At 54.3% G+C, this 23,333-nt stretch carries 17 protein-coding genes and 1 riboswitch; all 17 genes read right to left on the minus strand.

The features are described from left to right. Positions 1-19: 19 nt before the first annotated feature. The 17 genes from ACFQ0N_RS08115 to ACFQ0N_RS08195 all read right to left on the minus strand — a co-directional run bounded on the left by ACFQ0N_RS08115 (position 20) and on the right by ACFQ0N_RS08195 (position 23,289). Complete coding sequence (locus tag ACFQ0N_RS08115) at positions 20-1,423, minus strand: FG-GAP repeat domain-containing protein (protein WP_379324688.1); 1,404 nt, start codon at positions 1,421-1,423, stop codon at positions 20-22. A 67-nt stretch (positions 1,424-1,490) separates the two neighbouring features. Continuing rightward, positions 1,491-2,666, minus strand: a complete 1,176-nt coding sequence (locus ACFQ0N_RS08120) for a polysaccharide deacetylase family protein (protein WP_379324690.1) — start codon at positions 2,664-2,666, stop codon at positions 1,491-1,493. 196 nt (positions 2,667-2,862) lie between these two features. Beyond that, entirely contained in the window at positions 2,863-4,104 is a 1,242-nt protein-coding gene (locus ACFQ0N_RS08125) for an MFS transporter (protein ID WP_379324692.1), read from the minus strand. A 175-nt stretch (positions 4,105-4,279) separates the two neighbouring features. Next, the gene (purD, locus tag ACFQ0N_RS08130) at positions 4,280-5,545 is read right to left on the minus strand and encodes a phosphoribosylamine--glycine ligase (protein ID WP_379324694.1); all 1,266 of its coding nucleotides are present in this window, start codon (positions 5,543-5,545) and stop codon (positions 4,280-4,282) included. 39 nt (positions 5,546-5,584) lie between these two features. Further along, on the minus strand, positions 5,585-7,132 hold the full coding sequence (purH, locus tag ACFQ0N_RS08135) for a bifunctional phosphoribosylaminoimidazolecarboxamide formyltransferase/IMP cyclohydrolase (protein WP_379324696.1): 1,548 nt from the start codon (positions 7,130-7,132) through the stop codon (positions 5,585-5,587). Then, positions 7,132-7,755: a phosphoribosylglycinamide formyltransferase gene (gene purN / locus ACFQ0N_RS08140; protein WP_379324699.1), complete on the minus strand. Its 624-nt coding sequence runs from the start codon at positions 7,753-7,755 to the stop codon at positions 7,132-7,134. The genes purH and purN overlap by 1 nt, the downstream gene beginning before the upstream one ends. Further along, positions 7,755-8,798: a phosphoribosylformylglycinamidine cyclo-ligase gene (gene purM, locus ACFQ0N_RS08145; RefSeq protein WP_379324701.1), complete on the minus strand. Its 1,044-nt coding sequence runs from the start codon at positions 8,796-8,798 to the stop codon at positions 7,755-7,757. Before purM ends, purN begins: the two co-directional genes overlap by 1 nt. Before the next feature lie 27 nt (positions 8,799-8,825). After that, on the minus strand, positions 8,826-10,292 hold the full coding sequence (purF, locus tag ACFQ0N_RS08150) for an amidophosphoribosyltransferase (RefSeq protein ID WP_379324703.1): 1,467 nt from the start codon (positions 10,290-10,292) through the stop codon (positions 8,826-8,828). After that, complete coding sequence (purL, locus tag ACFQ0N_RS08155) at positions 10,277-12,520, minus strand: phosphoribosylformylglycinamidine synthase subunit PurL (protein WP_379324705.1); 2,244 nt, start codon at positions 12,518-12,520, stop codon at positions 10,277-10,279. Before purL ends, purF begins: the two co-directional genes overlap by 16 nt. Further along, positions 12,498-13,193, minus strand: coding sequence for a phosphoribosylformylglycinamidine synthase subunit PurQ (gene purQ / locus ACFQ0N_RS08160; RefSeq protein ID WP_379324707.1), 696 nt, complete (start codon positions 13,191-13,193; stop codon positions 12,498-12,500). Before purQ ends, purL begins: the two co-directional genes overlap by 23 nt. A gap of 3 nt (positions 13,194-13,196) precedes the next feature. Then, positions 13,197-13,439, minus strand: a complete 243-nt coding sequence (gene purS / locus ACFQ0N_RS08165; protein ID WP_379324709.1) for a phosphoribosylformylglycinamidine synthase subunit PurS — start codon at positions 13,437-13,439, stop codon at positions 13,197-13,199. Between the two features lie 162 nt (positions 13,440-13,601). Beyond that, positions 13,602-14,852, minus strand: a complete 1,251-nt coding sequence (gene purK, locus ACFQ0N_RS08170) for a 5-(carboxyamino)imidazole ribonucleotide synthase (protein WP_379324711.1) — start codon at positions 14,850-14,852, stop codon at positions 13,602-13,604. Continuing rightward, a complete protein-coding gene (gene purE / locus ACFQ0N_RS08175; RefSeq protein ID WP_379324713.1) occupies positions 14,849-15,334 on the minus strand; it encodes a 5-(carboxyamino)imidazole ribonucleotide mutase in 486 nt (161 codons plus the stop codon). The genes purK and purE overlap by 4 nt, the downstream gene beginning before the upstream one ends. Positions 15,335-16,063: 729 nt before the next feature. Beyond that, positions 16,064-17,443 carry an NCS2 family permease gene (locus ACFQ0N_RS08180; protein ID WP_379324715.1) on the minus strand — a complete coding sequence of 460 codons (1,380 nt, stop codon included), beginning with the start codon at positions 17,441-17,443 and terminating at the stop codon, positions 16,064-16,066. 133 nt (positions 17,444-17,576) lie between these two features. Beyond that, a riboswitch (purine riboswitch) is annotated at positions 17,577-17,677 on the minus strand. Between the two features lie 121 nt (positions 17,678-17,798). Beyond that, entirely contained in the window at positions 17,799-19,337 is a 1,539-nt protein-coding gene (gene guaA / locus ACFQ0N_RS08185) for a glutamine-hydrolyzing GMP synthase (protein ID WP_379324717.1), read from the minus strand. A gap of 153 nt (positions 19,338-19,490) precedes the next feature. Next, positions 19,491-22,004, minus strand: a complete 2,514-nt coding sequence (locus ACFQ0N_RS08190) for a transglutaminase-like domain-containing protein (protein ID WP_379324719.1) — start codon at positions 22,002-22,004, stop codon at positions 19,491-19,493. Further along, positions 21,940-23,289, minus strand: coding sequence for a DUF58 domain-containing protein (locus ACFQ0N_RS08195; protein ID WP_379324721.1), 1,350 nt, complete (start codon positions 23,287-23,289; stop codon positions 21,940-21,942). The genes ACFQ0N_RS08190 and ACFQ0N_RS08195 overlap by 65 nt, the downstream gene beginning before the upstream one ends. Positions 23,290-23,333: the final 44 nt, after the last annotated feature.

Genomic DNA, 23,333 nt, shown 5'->3' on the forward strand with positions numbered 1-23,333 from the left:
TTATTCCTTACAGCTCAATCTAGTACTCTGCCAAAATTGCAAACATCTGCTTGATCTCATCAATGTCTGGCGACATCTGAGCATGCAGCAGCTGTTCCTCGTCCGTCCAGTCTTCGCGTGCTTCCTTCCATTCTACAGCATAAACCAGGCCTGCTGCCTGCGTTATTTCAGCATATTTTGCTCCCTTAGCTTGCCAGGCCTGTTCGGCTGTATTCCATTCTTTAACCGGTATACTGTGAATCGCCAGTAATGGCAACATTATTGTGACTTTTTCCGATGCACTTAATACACTAAATAAAACTTGACCGTTTTCTGCTGATTCAGGCCTGCTCAAAGTGATCTTTCCGCGCCACCGGTCCGGAAATTTTAACGCATATCGCTTGTTGTAATCTGAATATTGCTCGCTAATAATGTCGAAATTATCGCCGCCGTCCCACTGCTTCCGCTGTTCAATCCAAAGTGTTTCGCTATAAGGGATATCCTCAGCTTGTCCAGGCGCCTCTCTCATCATAATAATATCCAGAATACCATCATTGTTGCTGTCTCCGCTAATCGTTGAATAAAAATTGCCGCTCTCCGCTTCCCCCGCCGCACTCCGCGGAAAAATTTTGATAAGCTTGCCATTTTCCCATGCCAGCATTGTCGTCATGGAGGAATGCGCGCCAACGCCCGCGTCGGCGACGATGCCATAGCGTCCTACGGCAACTTGTCCAATCGCCATATTGTAATATCCGTTCACGCCGCTTTCGAGCGGGACCGAAATGACATTGCGCAAATTGCCTTGCTCCATGCGGTATACATACAGCGTGGTTTTCATCTGCTCGCGGTCATTGCGGATAAGTACAACCTCAGTTCGTCCATCGCCCGTTACGTCACCGACCCGTGCCAGGGAATATTCGATTTCTGCAATTGGCTTGGGCGGCTCGTGATAGACTTCATCCGGATCAACCCGGTAAATATTCAAAGCATGCTCCGGATCGCCGAATTCATTCCAGCCGACAAGCAGCTCAAGTTTGCCGTCGCCGTCCAGATCAGCAGCTTCGAAAAAATCAATTCCGTAATTGGAGGACTCGCCAAAAATAAACCATAGCTTCCAGCCATCGCCTTTATTTTTTAATACCATTAATTGTTTGACTTCCGCATCGTTCATAAAGGTGACGAGCGCTTCCTGCCGCCCGTCACCGTCTATATCCACTTTGCGTACAGCACTTATACTTTGATCATGATCCGGGACAGTAAGCTTTGCCCGCGGCGGCAGCGCGTCTCTGACCGCTGCCGCGAGCTCTGCGTTCTCGGGTGTTGCACGGGCGCTAATCAACAAATCCGCAGGCGTTGCTGTATACTGGCATCCTGTCATTGCGAGTAAACCGATGATGCATGCGCTAAGCAGCATCACTCGCCTTCCCCATCTTTGCCGCTTCATCGTCCGCTTTGCGTCCCCTTCCTCTAACTCGCATTACTGCTCAAGACTAGTATGTACAAGTCCTGGATTATTTTTTTACAGTCGTTTTGTTCTTGGCTTCCTTCTCATGCGCCTTCGCCGCATTCAACTCGTCTACCGTTACAAACGTATAACCGCTGTCCCGCAACTCCTTGATCGCTTTAGGCACCAAGCTTACGGTGTTTTTAATATTTTTGCCGCCGAAGGAGTGCATTAGAATAATACCGCCAGACTTCGTATTGGTTTTAATATTTTTCAACATTTTGTCGACGCTCTCGCCGGCCCAATCCCGGGTATCTACCGTCCAGCCGATATGCTCGCGGCCGTTATTGCTCATTACAGCTTTCACCGTCTTTGACAGCGCACCGTATGGAGCTCTAACCAGATGCGGCACGAAGCCTACCGCTTTCTCAATCAAGTCATCCGCTTGTTTAATCTCTTTGGTTACGCCTTTTTCATTCAACTTTGACAAATCTGCATGATCGTAGGAATGATTGCCAATTGCATGACCTTCATCAAGAATACGCTGAACCATTTTCGGGTATTTTTTCACCTGCGTACCTACAAGGAAGAAAGTAGCTTTTACATCATTTTCTTTCAAAATATCGAGAATAGCAGGCGTATAGTTCTCATCCGGACCATCGTCAAACGTAAGCGCCACGAGCTTTTGATCCGGCGCCATTACAAAATCGCTTTTTGGAGCGGTTGGCTTCGCAAGCGCAGTAGTGCTGCCGGACGTCCCTTTTCCCGTCTGGGTAATGTTGCCCGGATCATCGACATTTGTCGGATCTTCCTTCTGCGGTTCGGCTGTCCCAGGCTGCTCTGCAGAGCCATTATCATTTGTCGAGCCCGTTTCCTTGCTGCCTTCATCGGTTGCGCCCGATTCGCCACCCTTCGAGCCTTCTTCCTCATTTCCGCTCTGAAGCGACGGCTCTCCGTTCTCCGCATCACCGTTGCCGGACCCGTTATTGCTACCCGGTTCTTCAGTCCCGTTCTGATTTGTCGAGGTTTGACCGGAATCGTTGTTCTTATCCCCGTCCTTAGGCCCGCTCAATCCGGCCGTTCCTTGCCCGGAACCGCTCAAGTTTCCATCAGAAGAACCGCCAAACCAGCCTTTCGAGGTGCATCCGGCCACCAAGGCAACTACGACAACAACTGCCACCAACAGCAACAGGCGGCGACGACGTTTTTTTCTTTCCTTCGACATCTTTCTTTGCTTCGACATCTTTTTCTCTCCTCTTATCCATGCTTATATTTCACATGTTAAAGGAATAGGCTGTTCAAGTTGTTACAAAGCAGTAACATCCGCCCATTTTTTCTTCAGCGCCGCCTGAAAAATGATGTATTTTCCAAACGTTCCCTCTAACATATTATGATGTGCTTACCTTATATATTCATTGCGTAAAATGTCGATTCCCCGATTATTCAAACCCTTGAACCTGATCATCCTTGGGCAGCAATACAGCCAATATGCCAAGCAGCGGCAAAAAGGCGCACACTTTCATAATAAACGAGATGCTCGTCTCGTCGGCAATCCATCCCAGCAAAGCGGAGCCGAGCCCGCCAATGCCGAATGCGAGCCCAAAGAACAGCCCTGACACCAATCCGACCTTGCCAGGCATCAATTCTTGCGCATATACGACAATAATCGAAAATGCCGACGACAAAATAAATCCGGCAAGCACCGCAAGCACGCCCGTCCAAAATAAATTGGCAAACGGAAGCAAAATTGAGAATGGCGCCGTTCCTAAAATGGAAAACCAAATAATGTTGCGCCGCCCGTAACGATCGGCCATCGGCCCGCCGAAAAACGTGCCTGCCGCCGCAGCCGCCAAGAATGCAAACAAGAACCATTGCGCGCTGCTGACCGATACGCCGTAATCGCCGATCAAATAAAACGTATAATAGCTGGTGATGCTCGCCATATAGACATTTTTGGATACGACGAGAAAGACAAGAATGACGACGGCCCACATCACTTGCTTGCGCGTCAAGCCTTTGGCGCCGGCCGGCTTATCGGCTGCCCGCGGCTTGACTGCCCTGCGCGGTAGCAGCTGCTGGGCGCTATACCATCTGGCTACATAAATTTGAATGGCAATTGCGGCAAGCGCGGCAAAAGCAAACCAGATAACACCAATTTGTCCGGTATGTACAAACAGCACAGCTGTCATGATCGGGCCCAGCGAACTGCCGAAATTTCCTCCGACCTGAAAGATCGACTGCGCCAGCCCACGCCTCGAGCCTGCGGCCAGGTAGGCGACTCGCGAAGATTCGGGGTGAAAAATGGCCGAGCCGATCCCCATCGAGATGACCGCCAGCAAAATAACGCCATAATACGGCGCCAGCGCCAGCGCTATAATGCCCGCTAAAGTAAAACAGACGCCGACCGGCAGCAAAACCGGCAGCGGCCTTATGTCGGCATAGCGTCCGATCAGCGGCTGCAGCACGGATGCCGTCAAGTTCATAGCTAACGCAATGATGCCTACCTGGGTGTAGGTCAGGCTGAGCTCCGACTTCAGAATCGGGAAAAGCGCAGATACTGTCGATTGCATCGTATCATTCAACATATGCACGATGCTGATGGCAAACAGAATAGGGAATACTGTCGCCTTCGCCGCGGCAGCTGCCGGCGACGATGAATAACTTTCCGCCTTCGTACTCATAACTTTGATTGTCCACTTCCTGACTTGATCGCTAGTGCAACCGATCGCTTGATTTTATAGTAAAACTATAGCACAATTTGCCGCTTCGTGGCGCTAAAAAAAGGAAGAGCCGTCTCTTCTGCAGTGCAAAACTACAGTGAGACGGCTCTCCTTCTATATATTCGCCAGCCTAACGCTAACGCAGCGCTTTCGCCGCGATATCGCTCCGCACATGCATGCCTTCAAAATGTATAACCGAAACAGCCTCATAAGCGCGTGCGCGCGCTTCGGCAATATCCCGGCCGCGGCCGACGATGCCGAGCACCCGTCCGCCATTCGTTACAAATTGCCCGTCCTGCTTGGCCGTACCGGCATGGAATACGAGCGCCCCTTGCGCAGCCGCCGCCTCCAGCCCGCTGATCGCCCGTCCTTTCGGATAGGATGCTGGATAACCCTCGGAAGCCGCAATGACACAGACAGCCGCCTCATCGCTCCATTGAATATCGATTTTATCCAGCTGTCCGTTCATCGCAGCCAGAATGATATCGAGCAGATCGGTTTGCAGGCGCGTCAGCACGACCTGAGTTTCCGGATCGCCCATGCGCGCATTGAACTCGATCGTTTTGACCCCGTTCTCCGTGATCATCAATCCGGCAAACAGCACGCCGCGGAACGGTCTTCCTTCGCTGACCATCGCTTTCGCAGTCGGCACTACGATATTGTTGATTGCTTCCTCGACGATCGCCGGATCGATATGCGGCAGCGGAGAATATGTCCCCATACCGCCTGTATTCGGCCCCATGTCCCCGTCGAAGACCGGCTTATGATCCTGCGCCGGCGCCATCGGGCGGACCGTCTCGCCATCGACAAATGCGAGAATGGACATCTCCTGTCCTGTCAAATATTCTTCAATAACGACTTGCCCGCCGGATTGGCCGAATACTTTGTTAACCATCATATCCTGCAGCGCCTGCTCCGCTTCCGCGATCGTATGGGCAACCGTAACGCCCTTGCCGGCGGCCAGTCCGTCCGCCTTCACGACGATCGGCGCCTGCTGCTCGCGCAAGTACGCCAGCGCCTGCTCATAGTTGGTAAACGTCTCATATTTGGCAGTAGGGATATTATATTTTTTGAGCAAATTTTTCATGAAAATTTTGCTGCCTTCAATTTCCGCCGCATTTTTGCGCGGACCGAATGCCGGAATATTCTTCGCCTCGAATGCGTCGACAATGCCGTCAGCCAGCGGATCGTCCGGTCCAACGACAACCAGATCGATCGCATGATCCAGCGCAAACGTGGTCAGCTCATCAAATTGACTGACCGCAATCGGCACACATTCCGCCAGCTCGGCAATGCCGGCGTTGCCGGGTGCGCAATACAGCTGCTTGACCTTCTCGCTGTTTGCCAATGCCCATACAATGGCATGCTCGCGGCCGCCGCCGCCAATGACCAAAATCCGCATCGTAATTCCTCCTCCGCATTTGAAAAGATGAAGCTGATATTAATGTTTGAAATGACGCACGCCGGTAACGACCATGGCGATATTGTTGGCATTCGCTACTGCGATCGACTCTGCGTCTCTAACTGATCCGCCCGGCTGAATAACGGCTGTGATGCCGGCTTTCGCTGCCAGCTCCAGCGTATCGCCCATCGGGAAGAAGGCATCCGAAGCGAGCACTGCGCCTTTCGCTTTTTCACCGGCTTGCTCAATCGCAATGCGCGCAGCGCCGACGCGGTTCATTTGACCGGCGCCTACGCCTACGGTCATATTGTCGGCCGCCAGCAAAATCGCGTTCGATTTCACATGCTTCACGACCTTCCAGCCGAACAGCAGCTGCTTCAGCTCTTCTTCAGTCGGCTGGCGGTCGGTAACGACAGTCAGATCCTCGGCAGTCAGGCTGTGCACGTCGCTTTCCTGTACAACCATGCCGCCCTCGATGCCCGTCACGAGCCATTCCGGCTGACGCTCGCGCGCCGCTTGGAATTCGCCCAGCTTCAGCAGGCGGATATTCTTTTTCTTCGTCAAAATTTCCAGCGCTTCCGGCGTAAAGTCAGGCGCCAGAACGATTTCCAGGAAAATCTCGGAAAGCAATTGGGCGGTATCCGCACCGATTGTGCGGTTGGCCGCCACGATGCCGCCGAAAATTGAAGTTTGGTCAGCATTATACGCTTTCTCGTATGCTTCATGGATCGTAGCGCCAATGCCGACGCCGCAAGGGTTCATATGTTTAACGGCAACGACAGCAGGCTCATCGAATTCCTTCACGATCGCCAGTGCGGCGTTTGCATCGTTAATGTTGTTGTACGACAACTCCTTGCCGTGCAGCTGCTCGGCTGTCGTAATGTTGCCTTCCGCAGCCAGCGGCTTGCGGTAGAAGGCTGCTTTCTGATGCGGATTTTCGCCATAACGCAAGTCCTGCACCTTTTCGTAAGTTACCGTTAAGCGCTCAGGCAGCGGGTCGCCCTGCAGCTTGGACAAGTAATCGGAAATCAGCGCATCATAAGCGCCGGTATGACGGAATACTTTGGCCGCCAGACGTTTGCGCGTCTCAAGCGACGTGTCGCCGCCTGCCTTCACTTCTTCGATAATGCCGGCATAATCGGCGGAATCGACGACAACCGTTACAAACGCATGGTTTTTTGCCGCCGAGCGCAGCATCGTAGGGCCGCCGATATCGATATTTTCGATCGCATCCTCATACGTTACATCCGGCTTGGCAATTGTCGCCGCGAACGGATACAGGTTAACGACGACCAGATCGATATAATCCAGTCCCAGCTCTTTCATCGCTTGCTGATGACCGGCATTGTCACGTATTGCGAGCAGGCCGCTATGAACGGCTGGATGCAGCGTTTTGACACGACCGTCCAAAATTTCCGGAAAGCCGGTTACATCGGAAATGCCGATTACCGGCACGCCTTCCTTCTCCAGCAGGCTGGCTGTACCGCCCGTCGAAATAATTTGCACGCCAAGTGCTGCAAGCTCGCGGGAAAACTCAACAATGCCCGTTTTGTCCGATACACTGATTAACGCTCTGCGAATCGCCATTACATTTCCTCCTTAGTAATCGTTACATGCTTGCCTTGCAAAGTTACCGCCCCGGCAGCAATCCGTCTAACCACCCATGGCAGCAGCTGCTGCTCCGCCGCGTGAATGCGCAGCGCCAGCGTTTCTTCCGTATCATCATCTTCCACTTCAACCGTACGCTGAGCTATGATTGGCCCGGTATCCATGCCGCCATCGACAAAATGAACCGTTACCCCCGTCACCTTAACGCCATAGTCGAGCGCTTGCCCGATGCCGTTGATGCCTGGAAAAGAAGGCAGCAGCGCCGGATGGATATTAATCATACGACCGGCATAAGGCTCGACGAGCACGGAAGTAATAATCCGCATATAGCCGGCCAATACAATAAGCCCGATCCCGCGCCGTTCAAGCTCTGCGCGAATTTCTGTTTCATAGGCCTCGCGGGATTCATAGTCGCGGGGGCGGAACAGGAAGGTGTCGATGCCCGCCCGTTTGGCCCGCTCTACTACCGGCGCCTCCGGCTTGTCACAAACAAGAAGCTCGAGGCTTGCGCCCTCGAGCTGATCTTGGCTGGCTGCATGGACCACAGCTTGGAAATTGGTGCCTTGCCCGGATGCAAATACAGCAATGCGCAACCTCGCCATTACACGTTAGCCCCTGTAAATGTAACGATACCGCTGCCCGTTGTGACTGTGCCGATCCGGTATGCGTCCTCACCCAGCTCGCGGGCTGCACGCAGCGCTTCTTCCGCTTGATCCGCAGGAACCACGATCACCATGCCAATCCCCATATTGAAAGTTGTAAACATATCGCGATTCGTAATGGCGCCCTTCTCCTGCATCAGATTGAAAATCGGCTGAATCGGCCAGGAGCCGTACTCGATATCGACATTAACGCCTTCAGGCAGGACGCGCGGAATATTCTCGATAAAGCCGCCGCCTGTAATGTGCGCCATACCTTTAACCTCAACTCGCTTGATCAATTCAAGCACTGCCTTTACATAAATACGCGTAGGCTCAAGCACGACCTCGCCCAGTTGCTTGCCGTCAAGCTCCGGAAGCGTATCCTGCAGGCTGTATCCGGATTGCTCAAGCAGCAGCCTGCGGACAAGCGAGAAGCCGTTGCTGTGAATGCCGCTCGATGCCAAGCCGATGACGGCATCGCCTGCCGCAATCGATTTGCCGTCGATCATTTTTTTCTTATCTACGATCCCTACCGTAAATCCGGCGATATCATATTCTTCGCTGTCATACATGCCGGGCATTTCTGCCGTTTCGCCGCCGATCAAGGCGCAGCCGGACTGCACGCAGCCGTCGGAGATGCCTTTGACGATCGCTTCGATTTTCTCCGGCACGACTTTGCCGCATGCCAGATAATCGAGGAAGAAGAGCGGCTCCGCCCCTTGGACAATAATGTCATTCACGCACATCGCTACCGCGTCGATGCCGATGGTATCGTGCTTATCCATGGCAAAGGCGATTTTCAGCTTTGTGCCGACACCGTCAGTGCCGGAAACCAGAACCGGCTCCTCATACTTATCCTTGTTCAGGCCGAACAAGCCGCCAAAGCCGCCGAGATCGGTCAGCACCTCAGGACGGAACGTCTTTTTGACGTGCTTTTTCATCCGTTCAACCGCTTCGTTGCCAGCCGCGATATCGACACCAGCTTGTTTGTACGCTTCTGCCACAGTGGTCACTCCCTCTGAATATAGAAATCAGTTATCGTTGTCTTCGACAACGGTTGGATAATTATTATCGAAACAAGCCATACACATGCCGCGATTGATTTCGCCTTCACCGCCGCCAACCGCATCGATCAGCCCTTGATGGGACAAGAAGGCCAATGAATCGGCATTGATAGCCTGCCGAATTTCTTCGATCGATTTTTGCGCAGCGATCAGTTCCTTGCGGCTCGGTGTATCGATGCCGTAGTAGCATGGGTTCATGAACGGCGGTGATGTAATGCGCACATGGACCTCCGTCGCCCCTGCCTCTCGCAGCAAATTGACGATGCGCAGCGATGTCGTGCCGCGGACAATCGAATCGTCGATCATAACGACCCGCTTGCCTTCCACAACCTTGCGCACGGCGGACAGCTTCATTTTAACCCCTTTTTCCCGCAATTCCTGGGAAGGCTGAATGAAGGTGCGCCCTGTATATTTGTTTTTGATCAAACCAAGCTCATACGGGATGCCGGTTTGCTCGGCATAGCCAATCGCCGCCGAAATGCTGGAATCCGGCACCCCGGTAACGACATCGGCATCCACGAACGATTCGATCGCCATATTCCGCCCCATCCGTTTGCGCGAGGCATGCAAGTTGATGCCGTTAATATCGCTGTCCGGACGCGCGAAATAAATAAACTCCATCGAGCAGATGGCCCGGCGCGTCAGCTCGGCGAAGCGAATGCTTTCCAGGCCATGCTCGTCGATAATGACCATTTCTCCCGGCTGCATATCGCGCTCGAAAGAAGCGCCTACTGTTTCAAATGCACAAGTCTCTGAAGCAAACACATACCCTTCGCCCAGCCGGCCCATTGCCAGCGGCCGCAAGCCATGGGCGTCCGAAGCTGCAATCAATTTGTCATTCGTCATAATGAGAATCGCGAAGCCGCCTGTCAACCGCTGCAGAGCATTCTTAACAGCTGTAACAAAATCTTCGCTGGAGCGCGCAATCAGATGGGCAATAGCTTCCATATCGCTGGTCGTCTGGAAGATCGAGCCCGATGCCTCCAATTCCGCCCTGATCTCGGGCGCATTGACAATGCTGCCGTTGGTCGCAATCGCCAGATCGCCATCGCGATATTTGAAGATCAGCGGCTGTGCATTGGCCAAATTGTTGGCACTCGCATTCGAATAGCGAACATGGCCGATTCCCCGGTTGCCCGTCAAAGCGTTCAGCTTATCCTGGTCAAACACTTCTTTGACAAGCCCCAGATCGCGGCAATAATTGAACGCATAATTTTGCTCCGGATCGACCGTGCAAATCCCCGCGCTCTCTTCGCCGCGGTGCTGCAGGGCGTGCAGACCGTAGTACGTAAGAGAAGAAGCGTTCGGGATGTTCCACACCCCGAATACGCCGCATTCTTCACGCAATTTATCAAAAATATCGTCGCGGCCATTGCCCTCATTATAGTGAGAACCTGTCCACAGCTTCGGTGTTTGTGTTACTTCATAAGACATGGAATCGCATCCTTCCAAGCCCGCTCCAACTGTTCGACCGGTGAAGCGATAGCAGGTTTGCCGTTCACATCAACTTTCAGTTCTTTTCCTTCAACAACGCCAATTTCTACGTTTGGCACACCATAATCAGCCAAGACAGCCTTCAGCTGCGCTGCCTTCTCAGGCTTCACCGACAAGAGGATGCGCGATTGCGACTCACTGAACAATGCCGCATCGGCACGCAATTCAGTTTGTACATTCACGTTTGCGCCAAGGCCGCCGCTAATGGCCGACTCAGCAAGCGCAGCCGCCAATCCGCCTTCAGACAAGTCATGCGCCGATGCTACCAGCCCTTGCTGAATTGCTGCCAGCACGCCGTCAAGCAGGTTTTTCTCGGCTGCCAGATCGATTTGCGGCGGGCGCCCTTCTGTTTTGCCATGCACCACATATTGCAGTTCGCTGCCGCCGAATTCATGCTTCGTCTCGCCAAGCAGCACAATAATATCGCCTTCGGCTTTGAAGTTTTGCGTCGTAATATGGTCAACATCATGAACGAGGCCTACCATGCCGATTACCGGCGTCGGGTAGATCGCACCTTTGGCATTTTCATTGTACAAGCTGACATTGCCGCCAATAACCGGTGTATTTAACACGCGGCAAGCTTCCGACATGCCGTCGGCCGATTTCTCGATCTGCCAGAATACGTCCGGCTTCTCCGGATTGCCGAAGTTAAGGTTATCGGTAATGGCCAGCGGCTCTGCACCCGAGCATACGATATTGCGCGCTGCCTCAGCTACCGCGATTCGGCCGCCCACTTCCGGATCAAGATAAACATAGCGGCCGTTGCAGTCCGTCGTCATCGCCAGCGCCTTGCGCGTGCCGCGGATCGTTACGACAGCGGCATCGGAGCCCGGCTGAACAGCTGTGCTCGTACGCACCATGTAGTCATACTGGTTGTAGACCCATTCCTTGCTCGCCACAGTCGGCGATGCCAGCACTTGCTTGAGCGCAGCGGTCAAATCGGCCACTTCTTCATAAGCAGTCGTATCGACCGCGCCATTCTCTGCGTAGTAAGCCGGTTCTTCCGACGGCTTATTATATACCGGACACTCGTCTACTAACGCTTTGACCGGCATATCTGCCACTTGCTCCCCTTTATGGAACAGTCGCAAACGGCCGTCGTCCGTTACTTTGCCAACCTTGGCGCAGATAATGCCCCAGCGCTCGAAAATTTCTTTCGCCTGCTCCTCATGCTGCGGCTCAACGACGAACAGCATGCGTTCCTGCGATTCGGAAAGCATCATTTCATAAGGCGTCATGCCTTCTTCCCGCTGCGGCACTTCATCCAGATACAGTTCCAGGCCGTTGCCCGCTTTCGAAGCCATCTCGGCGCTCGAACAAGTGAGGCCGGCAGCGCCCATATCTTGAATGCCAAGCACGATGCCGGAGTCGATCAGTTCAAGGGTAGCTTCCATAACCAGCTTCTCCATGAACGGATCACCGACTTGAACAGCGGTACGCTTCTCTTCCGATTCCTCGGACAGTTCGACCGAGGCGAAGGTTGCGCCGTGAATACCGTCGCGGCCGGTAGCCGGACCGACGTAAAATACCGGGTTGCCGACACCTTTAGCAACGCCGCGCTGAATTTTATCATGATCGATAAGGCCTACGCACATCGCATTAACGAGCGGGTTGCCCTCGTAGCTTTCATCAAACATAACTTCGCCGGCAACGGTTGGAACACCGATACAGTTGCCATAGCCGGCAATACCGGCAACGACATTTTCGAACAAATATTTAACGCGCGGATTGTCCAGCTTGCCGAAGCGCAAGCTGTTCAGCAGCGCAACCGGGCGGGCGCCCATCGAGAAGATGTCGCGCAGAATACCGCCGACACCGGTTGCCGCACCTTGGTAAGGCTCAACCGCAGATGGATGGTTATGAGATTCAATTTTAAAGACGACCGCCTGATTGTCGCCAATATCGACGATCCCGGCGCCTTCACCCGGTCCCATCAATACTTTTGGCCCGTCAACCGGGAACTTTTTCAAAATCGGTTTGGAGTTTTTGTAGGAGCAATGCTCCGACCACATAACGCTGAATACGCCAATCTCCGTATAGTTCGGCTTGCGGCCGAGAAATCCGCAAATCAGCTCATATTCGTAATCTGTCACACCAAACTGCGTATAAATGCGCTGATCCGCGATTTGTTCCGCTGTCGGTTCCTTAGCCGTTAACTGCTGCGCCATGTTTTTCCCTCCATGCATTCAAAATCGATGTAAACATCCGTTTGCCGTCCTCAGAGCCGAGCAATTGATCCACTGCGCGCTCCGGATGCGGCATCATGCCGACAACGTTGCCCTGCTTGTTGCTGATCCCTGCAATATCTTCAACCGATCCATTCGGATTCGCGCCTGCTTTATAACGGAAAACAATTTGGTTGTTCGCTTTCAGTTCAGCCAACGTCGCCTCATCGCAGTAGTAATTGCCTTCACCATGAGCGATCGGAATATTGATTAATTCGCCTTCACTGTATTGGCGCGTGAAGTCCGTATTCGCATTAACCACTTCCAGCAGCGTGCTGTGGCAGCGGAATTTCAACTTGTTGTTGCGCAGCAAAACGCCTGGCAGCAGCCCTGCCTCGGTCAAAATTTGGAATCCGTTGCAAATGCCCAGCACATACTTGCCTTGCTCGGCTGCTTTGACAACTTCGCTCATAACCGGCGCAAAGCGGGCAATCGCTCCGCAGCGCAGGTAATCGCCGTAAGAAAATCCGCCTGGAACAAGAATGGCATCATATTCGGACAAATCCGTCGCCGTATGCCATACATAGTCAACCGGTTGGCCAATCGTATCCTCTACCGCCTTATAGCAGTCGATATCACAGTTGGAGCCGGGAAATACGATTACTGCAAATTTCATCGGTTACCCCTCCAGTTCAAAACGATAGTCTTCAACAACCGTGTTAGCAAGCAGCTTCTCACACATCGCTTTCAAACGCGCTTCCGCCTCTGCACGGTCTGTCGTATCCAGCTCAAGCTCCAAATATTTGCCAATGCGCACTTTACCTACTTCTTCGAAGCCCATCGAATGCAGCGCGCCTTGAACGGCACTGCCTTGCGGATCAAGAACGTTCTGTTTAATAGTTACATATACCGTCGCTTTCATGAGTAAGTCGCCTCCTAATAATTGTAACAAGTGCTTAAGCTTATTTTAGACAATCTATCTTTAAACAAGTTCCGGCCTGCCGCTCCCCACACACTCAGCATCAAGTCTGTACCGCGCCGAATCGGCGCTCTTAAGCAACGTGCAGGAGCGGCCATCAGCCGTTCAGTCGATATTCCATATTCCAGCAGCTTCTATCCAGTCAAGCGCATCCTCTACGCGGGAAGCAAGCACATTGACGTGTCCCATTTTGCGCTTGTGCTTGGCCTCGGCCTTGCCATACAGATGAAGCTTCGGCGTTACCCCATAGCGGGCAGCCTCTGCATCAGGTCTGGCCATACGTTCAAGCAGCGGCTCCATATGCTCGCCCAGCACATTGACCATGACGACCGGCGTCATTAACGCCGTATCCCCCAGCGGCAGACCGCATACAGCCCGGACATGCTGCTCAAATTGTGACGTCCGGCATGCCTCCATCGTGTAATGGCCGCTGTTATGCGGTCTTGGCGCCAGCTCATTCACATACAAATTGCCATCCGGCGTCAAAAACAGCTCTACGGCGATCAACCCGACAACACCTAGCCCTTCGGCGATGCGCGCTGCCAGCTTTTCCGCTTCCTGCTGAATCTCCTCCCGCACACGTGCAGGAACGATGGACAGATGCAAAATATTGTCCTTATGAATGTTCTCCGCTGCCGGGAACGTTCGGATTTCACCTTGCGGGCTGCGGGCTGCGATGACAGATAATTCCTTCTCAAAATGAATGAATTGCTCAAGCACAAGCTCTGTTCCGGCTTTGCTCAGCTCGGCGTAAGCATCTTCAATTTCCGCTTCGCCGCGAATCACCCATTGCCCCTTGCCGTCATATCCGCCTGTGGCCGTCTTCAGCACGCATGGCGTGCCGAACGCCGCAACCCCTTCGCGCAGTTCCGCTGCGCTGCGTATTTCCCGATACGGGGCCACCTGCACGCCGGCCTCCTCAATCGCGCGCTTCTCGCGCAGCCGGTGCTGAGTCGTATAGAGCAGCCGGCTGCCTTGCGGAACGTAGGACTCATCCATCAGCATTGCCGCGACATCCGCATCTACATTTTCAAATTCGTACGTGATCACCTGCGCGCGCTTGGCCAGCTCGCGAGCAGCCTCGCGATCGTCATAAGCGGCCACAATTTGCTCGGCAACCTGACCGCACGGCGCATCCTCAGTCGGATCAAGCGTTACGAAGCGGTAACCCATCGCACTGCCGGCATTCGCCATCATCCGGCCCAATTGGCCGCCCCCCAGAACGCCAATCGTTGCTCCCGGGAGAATGACCTTCGCCGCAGGATCTGCCGCAGCGCCATCTGCTGCAATTGCGCGGCCATCAGGGCTGCATTGCCCGTCTGCCAGGCCGCCTGTCGCCTTCTCCAGTTCGCTCATAACGTCTCACTGCTTTCCAGCACTTCGCTCTGAATGCGGTCGCGCCGCGCCTGCACGCGCGCCTGCACGTCAGGCTCAAAAGCGCCGATGATTTGCGCTGCCAGCAATCCGGCATTCGTCCCCCCGGCATTGCCGATCGCCACTGTCGCAACAGGGATACCGCCAGGCATCTGGACGATCGACAGCAAAGAATCCAGCCCATTCAGATTGGATGACTTCACAGGAACACCAATAACCGGCAATATGGTCTTTGCAGCAACCATGCCGGGCAAATGTGCAGCTCCGCCTGCCCCCGCAATGATGACCTTCAAGCCGCGGGATGCAGCAGTTTCTGCATATTCAAACATCAGATCGGGCGTACGATGCGCCGAGACGACCTTTTTTTCATATGGAATTTGCAGTTCGTCCAGAACGTCGCAGGCTAATTTCATCGTATCCCAATCGGATTTGCTGCCCATAATGACGCCCACTTTCGCTGACATGCGCCAAACCTACTTTCTATATAAAATTAGTTAACAGCCCACTGAAATCAGACTCTATCACAGTCTTTCTCAACATGTTCTAGTTTAACGAATCGTTCCAAGCACTGTCAACCTAAATACGAACATTTAATGAAGCAACTTTTGAAAAGGTTCGCTTTTGTGACATTTTCGCAAATCGCGAAAAAACACTTTGTCTGCCGGCTGAAAAAAGGAGTACGGTGGCCCTATCTGGATGGCAATGACGGCGGATGATGACTGCTAACGGCAGGGAGGCAGGCGGCGGGCTTCATGCAAAGGTTTAGCGATCGATCAAGCGGATCTACGATCCGCTTCCCCCGCGCTCACGATGCCCACAAAGAATCGACAGTCTCCCACGGTCCGGCAAAGACGTGAATTTTCTGGCCGTATCCTAATAGTCGGAGAACGGGACATTGACAGACAGTAACTTGGCCGACTAAAGGGAATTTTTACATTTAGTTTCTTGTTTTTTCGCGGAGATCGCCTGACTAAATGTAAAAACTGCAGCTAGAAATGAAGATAGTGATGGATGGGTTCATTTTGTTCCGAACTAGCTGCATCATTTCCAGTTAGATAGCAAAAAAACGTCTGTTTTTGCTTATTTACCTACATAAAATCCAGTTAGTTCTGAATAGGCAACATTGCGCCCCTCGGCGCCCCGAGAAATAAAAAACAGCGCCGGTCCAGCGCTGTTTTTTATTTTGTCTCCTGTTAGCTCGCACCGATAATACCGTAACGAAGTACAATCAAAATGGCGAGAATCCACATTAGCCAGTGTACTTTATACTTGCCTTTGCCAGAGATATTGCCAATTGTCGCCAAAATAACGTAAGAGACAATACCGGCCGAAATACCGTTGGCAATGTTGTACGTAAACGGCATGAAAGCAAAGGTCAGAAACGCCGGAATTGCGTAGACCATGTCGGCGAAGTCGATTTCCTTAACCGATTGCATCATCAGCACACCGACGACAATCAGAGCCGCTGCAGTAGCTGAGCCCGGAATAAGCGAAATGACCGGCCACAGGAACAATGCGGCAATGAAGCCAAGGCCTGTCGTCACAGCCGTCAAGCCTGTGCGTCCGCCCTGCGCAATGCCGGCGGAGCTCTCAACGAATGCCGTTACTGTACTTGTACCGAGCATCGCACCGCCGCTGACGCCGATCGCGTCCACGAACATCGCTTTGCCGATTTTCTTTTTCCCTTTCTCAGGATCTTTCATATAGCCGGCGCGCGTTGCCGTTCCCACCAATGTACCGAACGTATCGAACAGCTCAACGAATGTGAACGTCAGAACGACGGAGATCAGACCAACTTCGAATACGCCGGAGAAATCAAAATCCCAGAAGTTCAGCTTCGAGAAATCAGGCGCCCACGATTGGCCGGACAAGCCTGCGCTAACATTGACATCGCCAGTCAAAATGGCGATAATCGTCGTTCCGACAATACCGAACAAAATTGCGCCAGGAACGCGCAGCACCATCAATACCGAGATCAGCAGCAAGCCGACAAGCGTCAAATATACACTTGGATCGCTCATGCTGCCCATGTGGAACACCGTTTCAAATCCGAGCAGATTTGTAAATTGGCCCGCCGGAACATCGGCAAGCGACTCAACCGCAACGGTCATAATGCCGCTGTTTTTCAGTCCGATAATGGTAATAAACAGCCCGATCCCGACAGTAATCGCATGCTTCAAGCTGTCCGGAATAGCGGTAATCAGCATTTGCCGCACTTGCGTAACCGTCAAAATGATAAATATAATCCCCGAAATAAATACGGCTGTGAGAGCGATCGACGGGGTAATCTTGCCATTCGACGACAATACAGTTGCTGCGAAATATGCGTTCAATCCCATTCCCGGCGCAAGCGCGACTGGAAAGTTGACAAACAATCCCATGGCGATCGTGAAAATGCCGGCGGCCAGCGCGGTGGCCAAAAAGACGGAATAAACGTCAAGCAATCCATCTCCGCCAAGCAAGCTGGGATTAACCGCCAAAATGTACGCCATCGTCATGAAAGTTGTGAGGCCTGCCATAATTTCTGTTCTTACATTTGTTCCATGTTCCTTCAAGCGAAAGAAACCGTCCATTTTTGTAATAACCCTCCCCAAAAAATGTACAGAACAAACAAAAAACCTAAGAAAAATATGCCGCAATACGTACGCGCATGTTCTCTTAGGTTCCCCGCAAAACAGGAAAAATACTCACAGCGGACCGGTGCTGCGGACTTCTCCTGCTTTTCGTAGTAAGATCATTTACGGTGACCTCGTAGAGACTCCCGGGCCTATTCTCGGGATTATACGAAAAGGTATGCAATTCTGTTCTAATCAATAATCCTATTAAAAGGGATGTTGCCTGGCCTGTCAACAGAAAAATTCGCATCTTTCGGCAAAAAAGCGCCTCTTCTCTCAAATTTTGAGATAAAGAGACGCTCTGTCCTTTACTTTATTCCCACTCGATCGTTGCCGGCGGCTTCGAGGTTACATCATAAACAATGCGGTTGACATTGTCGACCTCGTTCACGATCCGCACCGAAATCTTCTCCAGCACATCCCATGGAATGCGCGCCCAGTCAGCTGTCATACCGTCGATCGATGTCACGGCGCGAATGCCGACCGTGTACGAGTAAGTGCGCACATCGCCCATAACGCCGACGCTTTTCATATTCGGCAGAGCGGTGAAATATTGCCAAATTTCCCGTCCCAAACCGGCTTTAATAATTTCTTCACGCAAAATCGCGTCCGATTCGCGGACAATATGCAGCTTCTCCTCGGTAACCTCGCCAAGCACGCGAATCGCCAAACCAGGACCCGGGAATGGCTGACGCCATACGATCTCTTCAGGCAATCCGCACTCTTCGCCCACTTTGCGCACTTCGTCCTTGAACAAAGCCTTCAGCGGCTCAACGAGCTTGAATTTAATATCTTCAGGCAGCCCGCCGACATTATGGTGCGATTTGATCGTTTGGGCAGTAGCCGTACCGCTCTCTACGATATCTGTATAAAGCGTTCCTTGCGCCAAAAATTCGAAGTCGTCGAATTTGGCCGACTCTTCCTGGAACACATAAATAAACTCATTGCCGATAATTTTCCGTTTTTTCTCAGGGTCTTCGACGCCTTTCAGCTTGCTGAGGAAACGCTCGCGGGCATCGATTTTGACCACCTTCATATCGAATTTGCCGACAAATGTCTCCATTACTCCGTCGGCCTCGCCTTTGCGCAGCAGACCGTGATCGATAAACATACAAGTCAGCTGGTCGCCGATTGCACGGTGAATCAGCATGGCCACGACAGAAGAATCTACGCCGCCGGAAAGCGCGCACAGCACTTTCTTGTCGCCCACTTGATTGCGAATATCGCGCACCGCTTCATCGATGAAGGCGCCCATGCTCCAAGTGCCGGCGCAACCGCATACTTGGTACAGGAAGTTGTGGATGATCTCATTGCCCTTTACAGAATGCCGGACTTCCGGATGGAATTGTACCGCATAAAATTGGCGATCAGCATTGCTCATCGCGGCAATCGGCGCATGCTCCGTGGAGGCGTCGACGCTAAAGCCCGCCGGCGGCTCAATAACCAGATCGCTATGGCTCATCCATACCGTCTGCCGGCTGTCCAGACCATGAGCAAGCTTGCAGCCAGAGACAAAATCTACTTCCGCTTTGCCATACTCGCGCTTGCCGGCGCGCTCAACCTTGCCCTGCAGTTGATGGGACATCATCTGCATGCCGTAGCAAATGCCGAGAATTGGCAATCCCAGCTCATAAATAGCCGGGTCTACGAGTGGCGAATTTTCTTCGTACACACTTGCCGGACCTCCCGAGAACACAATGCCTTTCGGCTGCAGTTCGCGGATCCGCTCTACCGACGTGTTGTACGGCAGCAGTTCGCTGTATACGCCCAAATCCCTGATGCGTCTTGCGATTAACTGGTTGTATTGTCCGCCAAAATCAAGGACAACAATCATTTCACTTGGATTTTCCATTGTATGGCCGAGCCTCCCTCAAATCAATGGATTCATTATATAAAACGTGATTCGGGGCAGTCAAGGCGAATCGCATAAGATCGTGAAGAAGTCATGCGGAAAGTTCGGCCGCATGCCGCGGCTGCTGCCGCAAAAATGCCATTCGGCCCGCCTCTACAGCCGGCGGACCAAATGATAAATGCGCGCGATTTGCACCGCGGCCGGCCTGCGCTCCGCCCGCAGCTCCCAGTCTGCGCTGTAGCGCGCCAGCTCATCCCAGGCCACGAACGCGGCCACGGATGCAGCCTCCTGCGGCGGCAGCTCGAGCGCCGCCGCATACTCGCGTGCGGTGCGCCCCGGCCCTGGCGCGCCGCACCGCCGATACAGCTCGCGCCAGACGCCGGCCGCGAGCTGCTCCCACTGCGCGCGGGCCGCTGCGCCCCGGCTCGCGCGCACCGCGCTGCCGTACCGGCGCAGCGCGATTGCGAACGCTCCGCGTTCGCTCCTGCGCCACAGCGCCGCCCATACGGCGGCGGCGCCTGTGGCGGCCGCAGCCAGCCCGGCCCCGAGCCATCGGCCGGCTGCGGCTGCATCGGCGCCAGCGGCGCTGCGCATCAGCGCATGCGCGCCGCGCGCGCCCTGCCAGGCGGCCTGCAGCGCTGCCGCCTGGAGCTTGCCGGCGGCGTCGCGGAATGCCGCAGCTGCAGCCGCCGCTGCGCGCATGCCCGCGCGGGCAGCAGGCTGCTCCGGCAGCGGCGCAGCTGCGCTGGCGCGGGCGTCGGCAGGGCCAGCGGGGCGCGGCCCGGCAAAGCCCGGGGTCGGCTCAAACGCAACCCAGCCGGTCCCGGGAAAATACACCTCCGCCCAAGCATGAGCGTCGCTGGCGCGCAGCGTGAAGCGGCTGATCCCGTCGGCCTGCGGCTCGCCTTCGCCGGGAGCGAAGCCCTTCACATACCGCGCAGGTATGCCCTGCGTTCGCAAAAGCACAACCATCGCCGTGGCAAAATGAACACAATAGCCGCTGCGCTGTTCGAACAAAAAGTGATCGACAAAATCTTGTCCCGCCGGCGGCACTTGAGAATGCTGCAGATCATAAGGATAGGCGGACTTCAAATAAGCCTCAATCGCGACCGCCGTCTCATAACGGTCCCCGCCCGCCTTGGCCGCCAGCTCATCCGCCAGCTGCCGCACCCTTGCCGGCAAGCCGGCAGGCAGCTGCGTATTTAAGCGCACAATATCGGCAGGATCGCCCGCTTCTGCTCCTTGCGCTTCTCCTGCTTGCGCACCGCCGCTTGCCTGTTTGGCCAGACCGAAACGGTCAGAAGCCGCGCTGACAATCTTATATTCCCGCGCCCGCTCCGCCGCATCAGACATATAGAGCGTGCCAGTAACATCGTCCTTCCGGTATTGGGCCCTCCGCTTCTGCCCGCTTTCAAGCGCCAACTCGTATACTTTCGCCTCCGCACCGGAGTCCGCCGTCAACAGCGGCCAACCCGCTTTGGGATGCAATGCCGTAATCGAGTACATTAAGCGGGTACCGCCAGCATCCTGCGGCTCCAGATTGAGATCATAAAGCGAATAGTTGGACATGCTTTGCGCATACTGCCGCCAGCCGCGCCCGTCGTAATAGTCCTTGCTCTCGGCCCGCCAATAATGCGGCTGCTCGCTGCGGGCAACAAAAAGCGGATCATTGCGCAGCGTGACCGGCCCTCCCAGCGCGCGGTCATCGGCACCATAACCCATGCCTTCTTGCCGGGTAAAAGCTTCAGCGTCTCTTTTGCCCGCTCCTTGCAGCGACAGCGCCGCCTGGGCGAATAAAGCATTTTTGGCCCAGTTTACCGTCCTCGCCGCCCATGGCGAAGGCTGTCCCGCTTCCTCCGCTACGCCTGCTGCCGATATTAGCACCCCAGCAAATAGCAGCAGCGCCGTCAGCCACGCGGCGCCTTTCCACCAATGTACCGGCCAGCCGGCCAGCTTGCTGCGCTCTCCCCCGGTGCTGCCGCAATCGTCAAAGCCGGCGTCAGCATCCGCAGTAGCATCGGCAGCCGTATACAATCTATGCAGACGAGGCAGCAGCAGCAGCATGTTAAGCAGCAGCCCTTCCGCCAAAGCTCGTACCAGTCCGGCATAGACCTGCAAACCGAGGAAGCTGTGCAGCAGAAGCAAATAAAGCGCCGTCAGCCCTGCAAGTCCAAGCCCCCACTGACGCAGCCACATTAAAGCCTGCATCGATACTGCGATCATCCCGACCCCGGCAATGAGGAGCAAGGTTCTTGTCTCGCCGCCCAAGGCGAAGTCGCCCGACAGCAGTTTCAGCGCATCGCCGCTAAACACTTTCACTGCATGGCTTGCTCCAATAAGGGGATTGATCTCTTCACTATAGAAAACCCCGATTGAGCCGAAGCAAATCGCGCCATTCAGCAGCACGACCGCCCATGGCGGCAATGCCAATAAGCCAATGAACAAAAAACAACCTACGGCAGCAATAACCGGGCTTAAGCGGTTCAGCTCCGTATATGCCGCCAGCTGCTGCAGCGGCAGCAGCCATTCCACAAAAATGCCGAACAGCAGCAGACTGGCTACAAAGCGGCAGGAAAATCCTTGAAAAAAGGAAGGCTCCGGGTTAGGAGCCTTTTCCGGCTGCCGCAACTGCCCGGACTGTCCCGCTTTGACTGTGCTGGTCTCCATGGAGCAGACTCCCCCCTTTCACCACAGCTGTCCGCTTGTATTCAGCCGGCAGCGGCAGCACTGCCGCATACCGCCGCCCGAATGCCGGAAGCTGGCTGAGCTGCCTTGCAGCCTTGAGCCCCTCCGCTTCGCGATCGGCAATCAGCAGCAATTGAAAGCGCCCCCTTCGCCGCTCGACCGCCTTCACCATTGCAGCCAAGCAAGGCTGCGCCTCGTGCGCGAGCCAATCGGTCTGCGCCGATACATAGACTGCCTTCATTCCTGCAGACAGCTCTGCAAGCGCCCGTCTGACTCCTTCAGCTTTGTCCGCGTTTTTGTTCCCGCGGCGGAGCAATGCCAATTTTTCTTCCAGCTTATGAAGGGCTGCTTTATCTTTGGGGCGAATCAGATGCCGCAGATCGCTGTTGATACCGATTACAACAATGCTGTATCCATCGTCAAAGCCCTGTCTCGCCAGCCTGGCCGCTTTTCCGGCCACAGCATCGAACAGCCAGTCCGCAGCCTGCCCGTCCGCTGCCGATGCATCGTCCAGTACAATCAGCATTTGCCGCGGCGCTTCCTCCGTGTCCACATGCGTATGCATCCCCCGCCCTCTGGCCATCGCCTTCCAGTTGACGCGGCGCAGAGGATCTCCGGGCACGTAAACCCGCGATTCCGGGCCAGTCCCGGGACGCGGAGCTGACCGCCGGGCTCCGCTCGCTGCGCCAGCAGCAGAAGGATGGGCAGCCGCGCTGCTGCAGGGCAGCTCATCATGGCGGCGATAATGCCCTGCAGGCTCCGGCCATTTTCGCGCCGTTTCGGCCGACAAGCCGCCCGCCATAACCAGAACGGGCTTCCCGTCCCCGGTCGCCAAACGTCGCGAACGGACGGTCAGCCCGAGCATATCGCCCACCTCGATACAGACTGGCTGAAAACTCCATGCTCCGCGCCGCAAATGGGCAACCGAATAAGATATTGTACGAGTACGATTCAGCCAGGGGATATACAGATATCGATAGGATGTTTTATTAGCCGACGAAGTAGTTAGATTGTTAAGCTCGTCCTTTACGGACACCCACATAAACAATAAAGGCAGCCGGCTGTGCAGCGTAAGCTCGACATATAGCTCTGTATGGTGCTCATATACCCGCTGAATCGTGATGCCGCGTGCAACCGCGTACGGATAGATCCAGCCGCACAGCAATATGCATGAAGCAACAGACAGCAGCAATATTTCTGAAGAATCCCCCTGTGCGGTGGCAGCTCCTGCCAGCAGCAGCATGGCAAGAAGGACCAGCATGCGCATAACAGGTCTGCCTCCAGGTCGACGATAGAGCGGACTATTCATTA

Origin of the sequence: Paenibacillus sp. GCM10027626 (assembly GCF_042676285.1) — a bacterium.
Classification (GTDB): Bacteria; Bacillota; Bacilli; order Paenibacillales; family Paenibacillaceae; genus Paenibacillus_Z.

Coding starts and splice junctions, on each gene's coding strand:
- ACFQ0N_RS08120 (WP_379324690.1), bottom strand. CDS start 2,666: ATGTCGAAGCAAAGAAAGATGTCGAAGGAAAGAAAAAAACGTCGTCGC.
- ACFQ0N_RS08180 (WP_379324715.1), bottom strand. CDS start 17,443: ATGGACGGTTTCTTTCGCTTGAAGGAACATGGAACAAATGTAAGAACA.
- purS (WP_379324709.1), bottom strand. CDS start 13,439: ATGAAAGCGACGGTATATGTAACTATTAAACAGAACGTTCTTGATCCG.
- ACFQ0N_RS08190 (WP_379324719.1), bottom strand. CDS start 22,004: ATGGAGACCAGCACAGTCAAAGCGGGACAGTCCGGGCAGTTGCGGCAG.
- purH (WP_379324696.1), bottom strand. CDS start 7,132: ATGGCGATTCGCAGAGCGTTAATCAGTGTATCGGACAAAACGGGCATT.
- purL (WP_379324705.1), bottom strand. CDS start 12,520: ATGGCGCAGCAGTTAACGGCTAAGGAACCGACAGCGGAACAAATCGCG.
- purF (WP_379324703.1), bottom strand. CDS start 10,292: ATGTCTTATGAAGTAACACAAACACCGAAGCTGTGGACAGGTTCTCAC.
- ACFQ0N_RS08195 (WP_379324721.1), bottom strand. CDS start 23,289: ATGCGCATGCTGGTCCTTCTTGCCATGCTGCTGCTGGCAGGAGCTGCC.
- purQ (WP_379324707.1), bottom strand. CDS start 13,193: ATGAAATTTGCAGTAATCGTATTTCCCGGCTCCAACTGTGATATCGAC.
- purE (WP_379324713.1), bottom strand. CDS start 15,334: ATGTCAGCGAAAGTGGGCGTCATTATGGGCAGCAAATCCGATTGGGAT.
- ACFQ0N_RS08125 (WP_379324692.1), bottom strand. CDS start 4,104: ATGAGTACGAAGGCGGAAAGTTATTCATCGTCGCCGGCAGCTGCCGCG.
- purD (WP_379324694.1), bottom strand. CDS start 5,545: ATGCGGATTTTGGTCATTGGCGGCGGCGGCCGCGAGCATGCCATTGTA.
- ACFQ0N_RS08115 (WP_379324688.1), bottom strand. CDS start 1,423: ATGAAGCGGCAAAGATGGGGAAGGCGAGTGATGCTGCTTAGCGCATGC.
- guaA (WP_379324717.1), bottom strand. CDS start 19,337: ATGGAAAATCCAAGTGAAATGATTGTTGTCCTTGATTTTGGCGGACAA.
- purK (WP_379324711.1), bottom strand. CDS start 14,852: ATGAGCGAACTGGAGAAGGCGACAGGCGGCCTGGCAGACGGGCAATGC.
- purN (WP_379324699.1), bottom strand. CDS start 7,755: ATGGCGAGGTTGCGCATTGCTGTATTTGCATCCGGGCAAGGCACCAAT.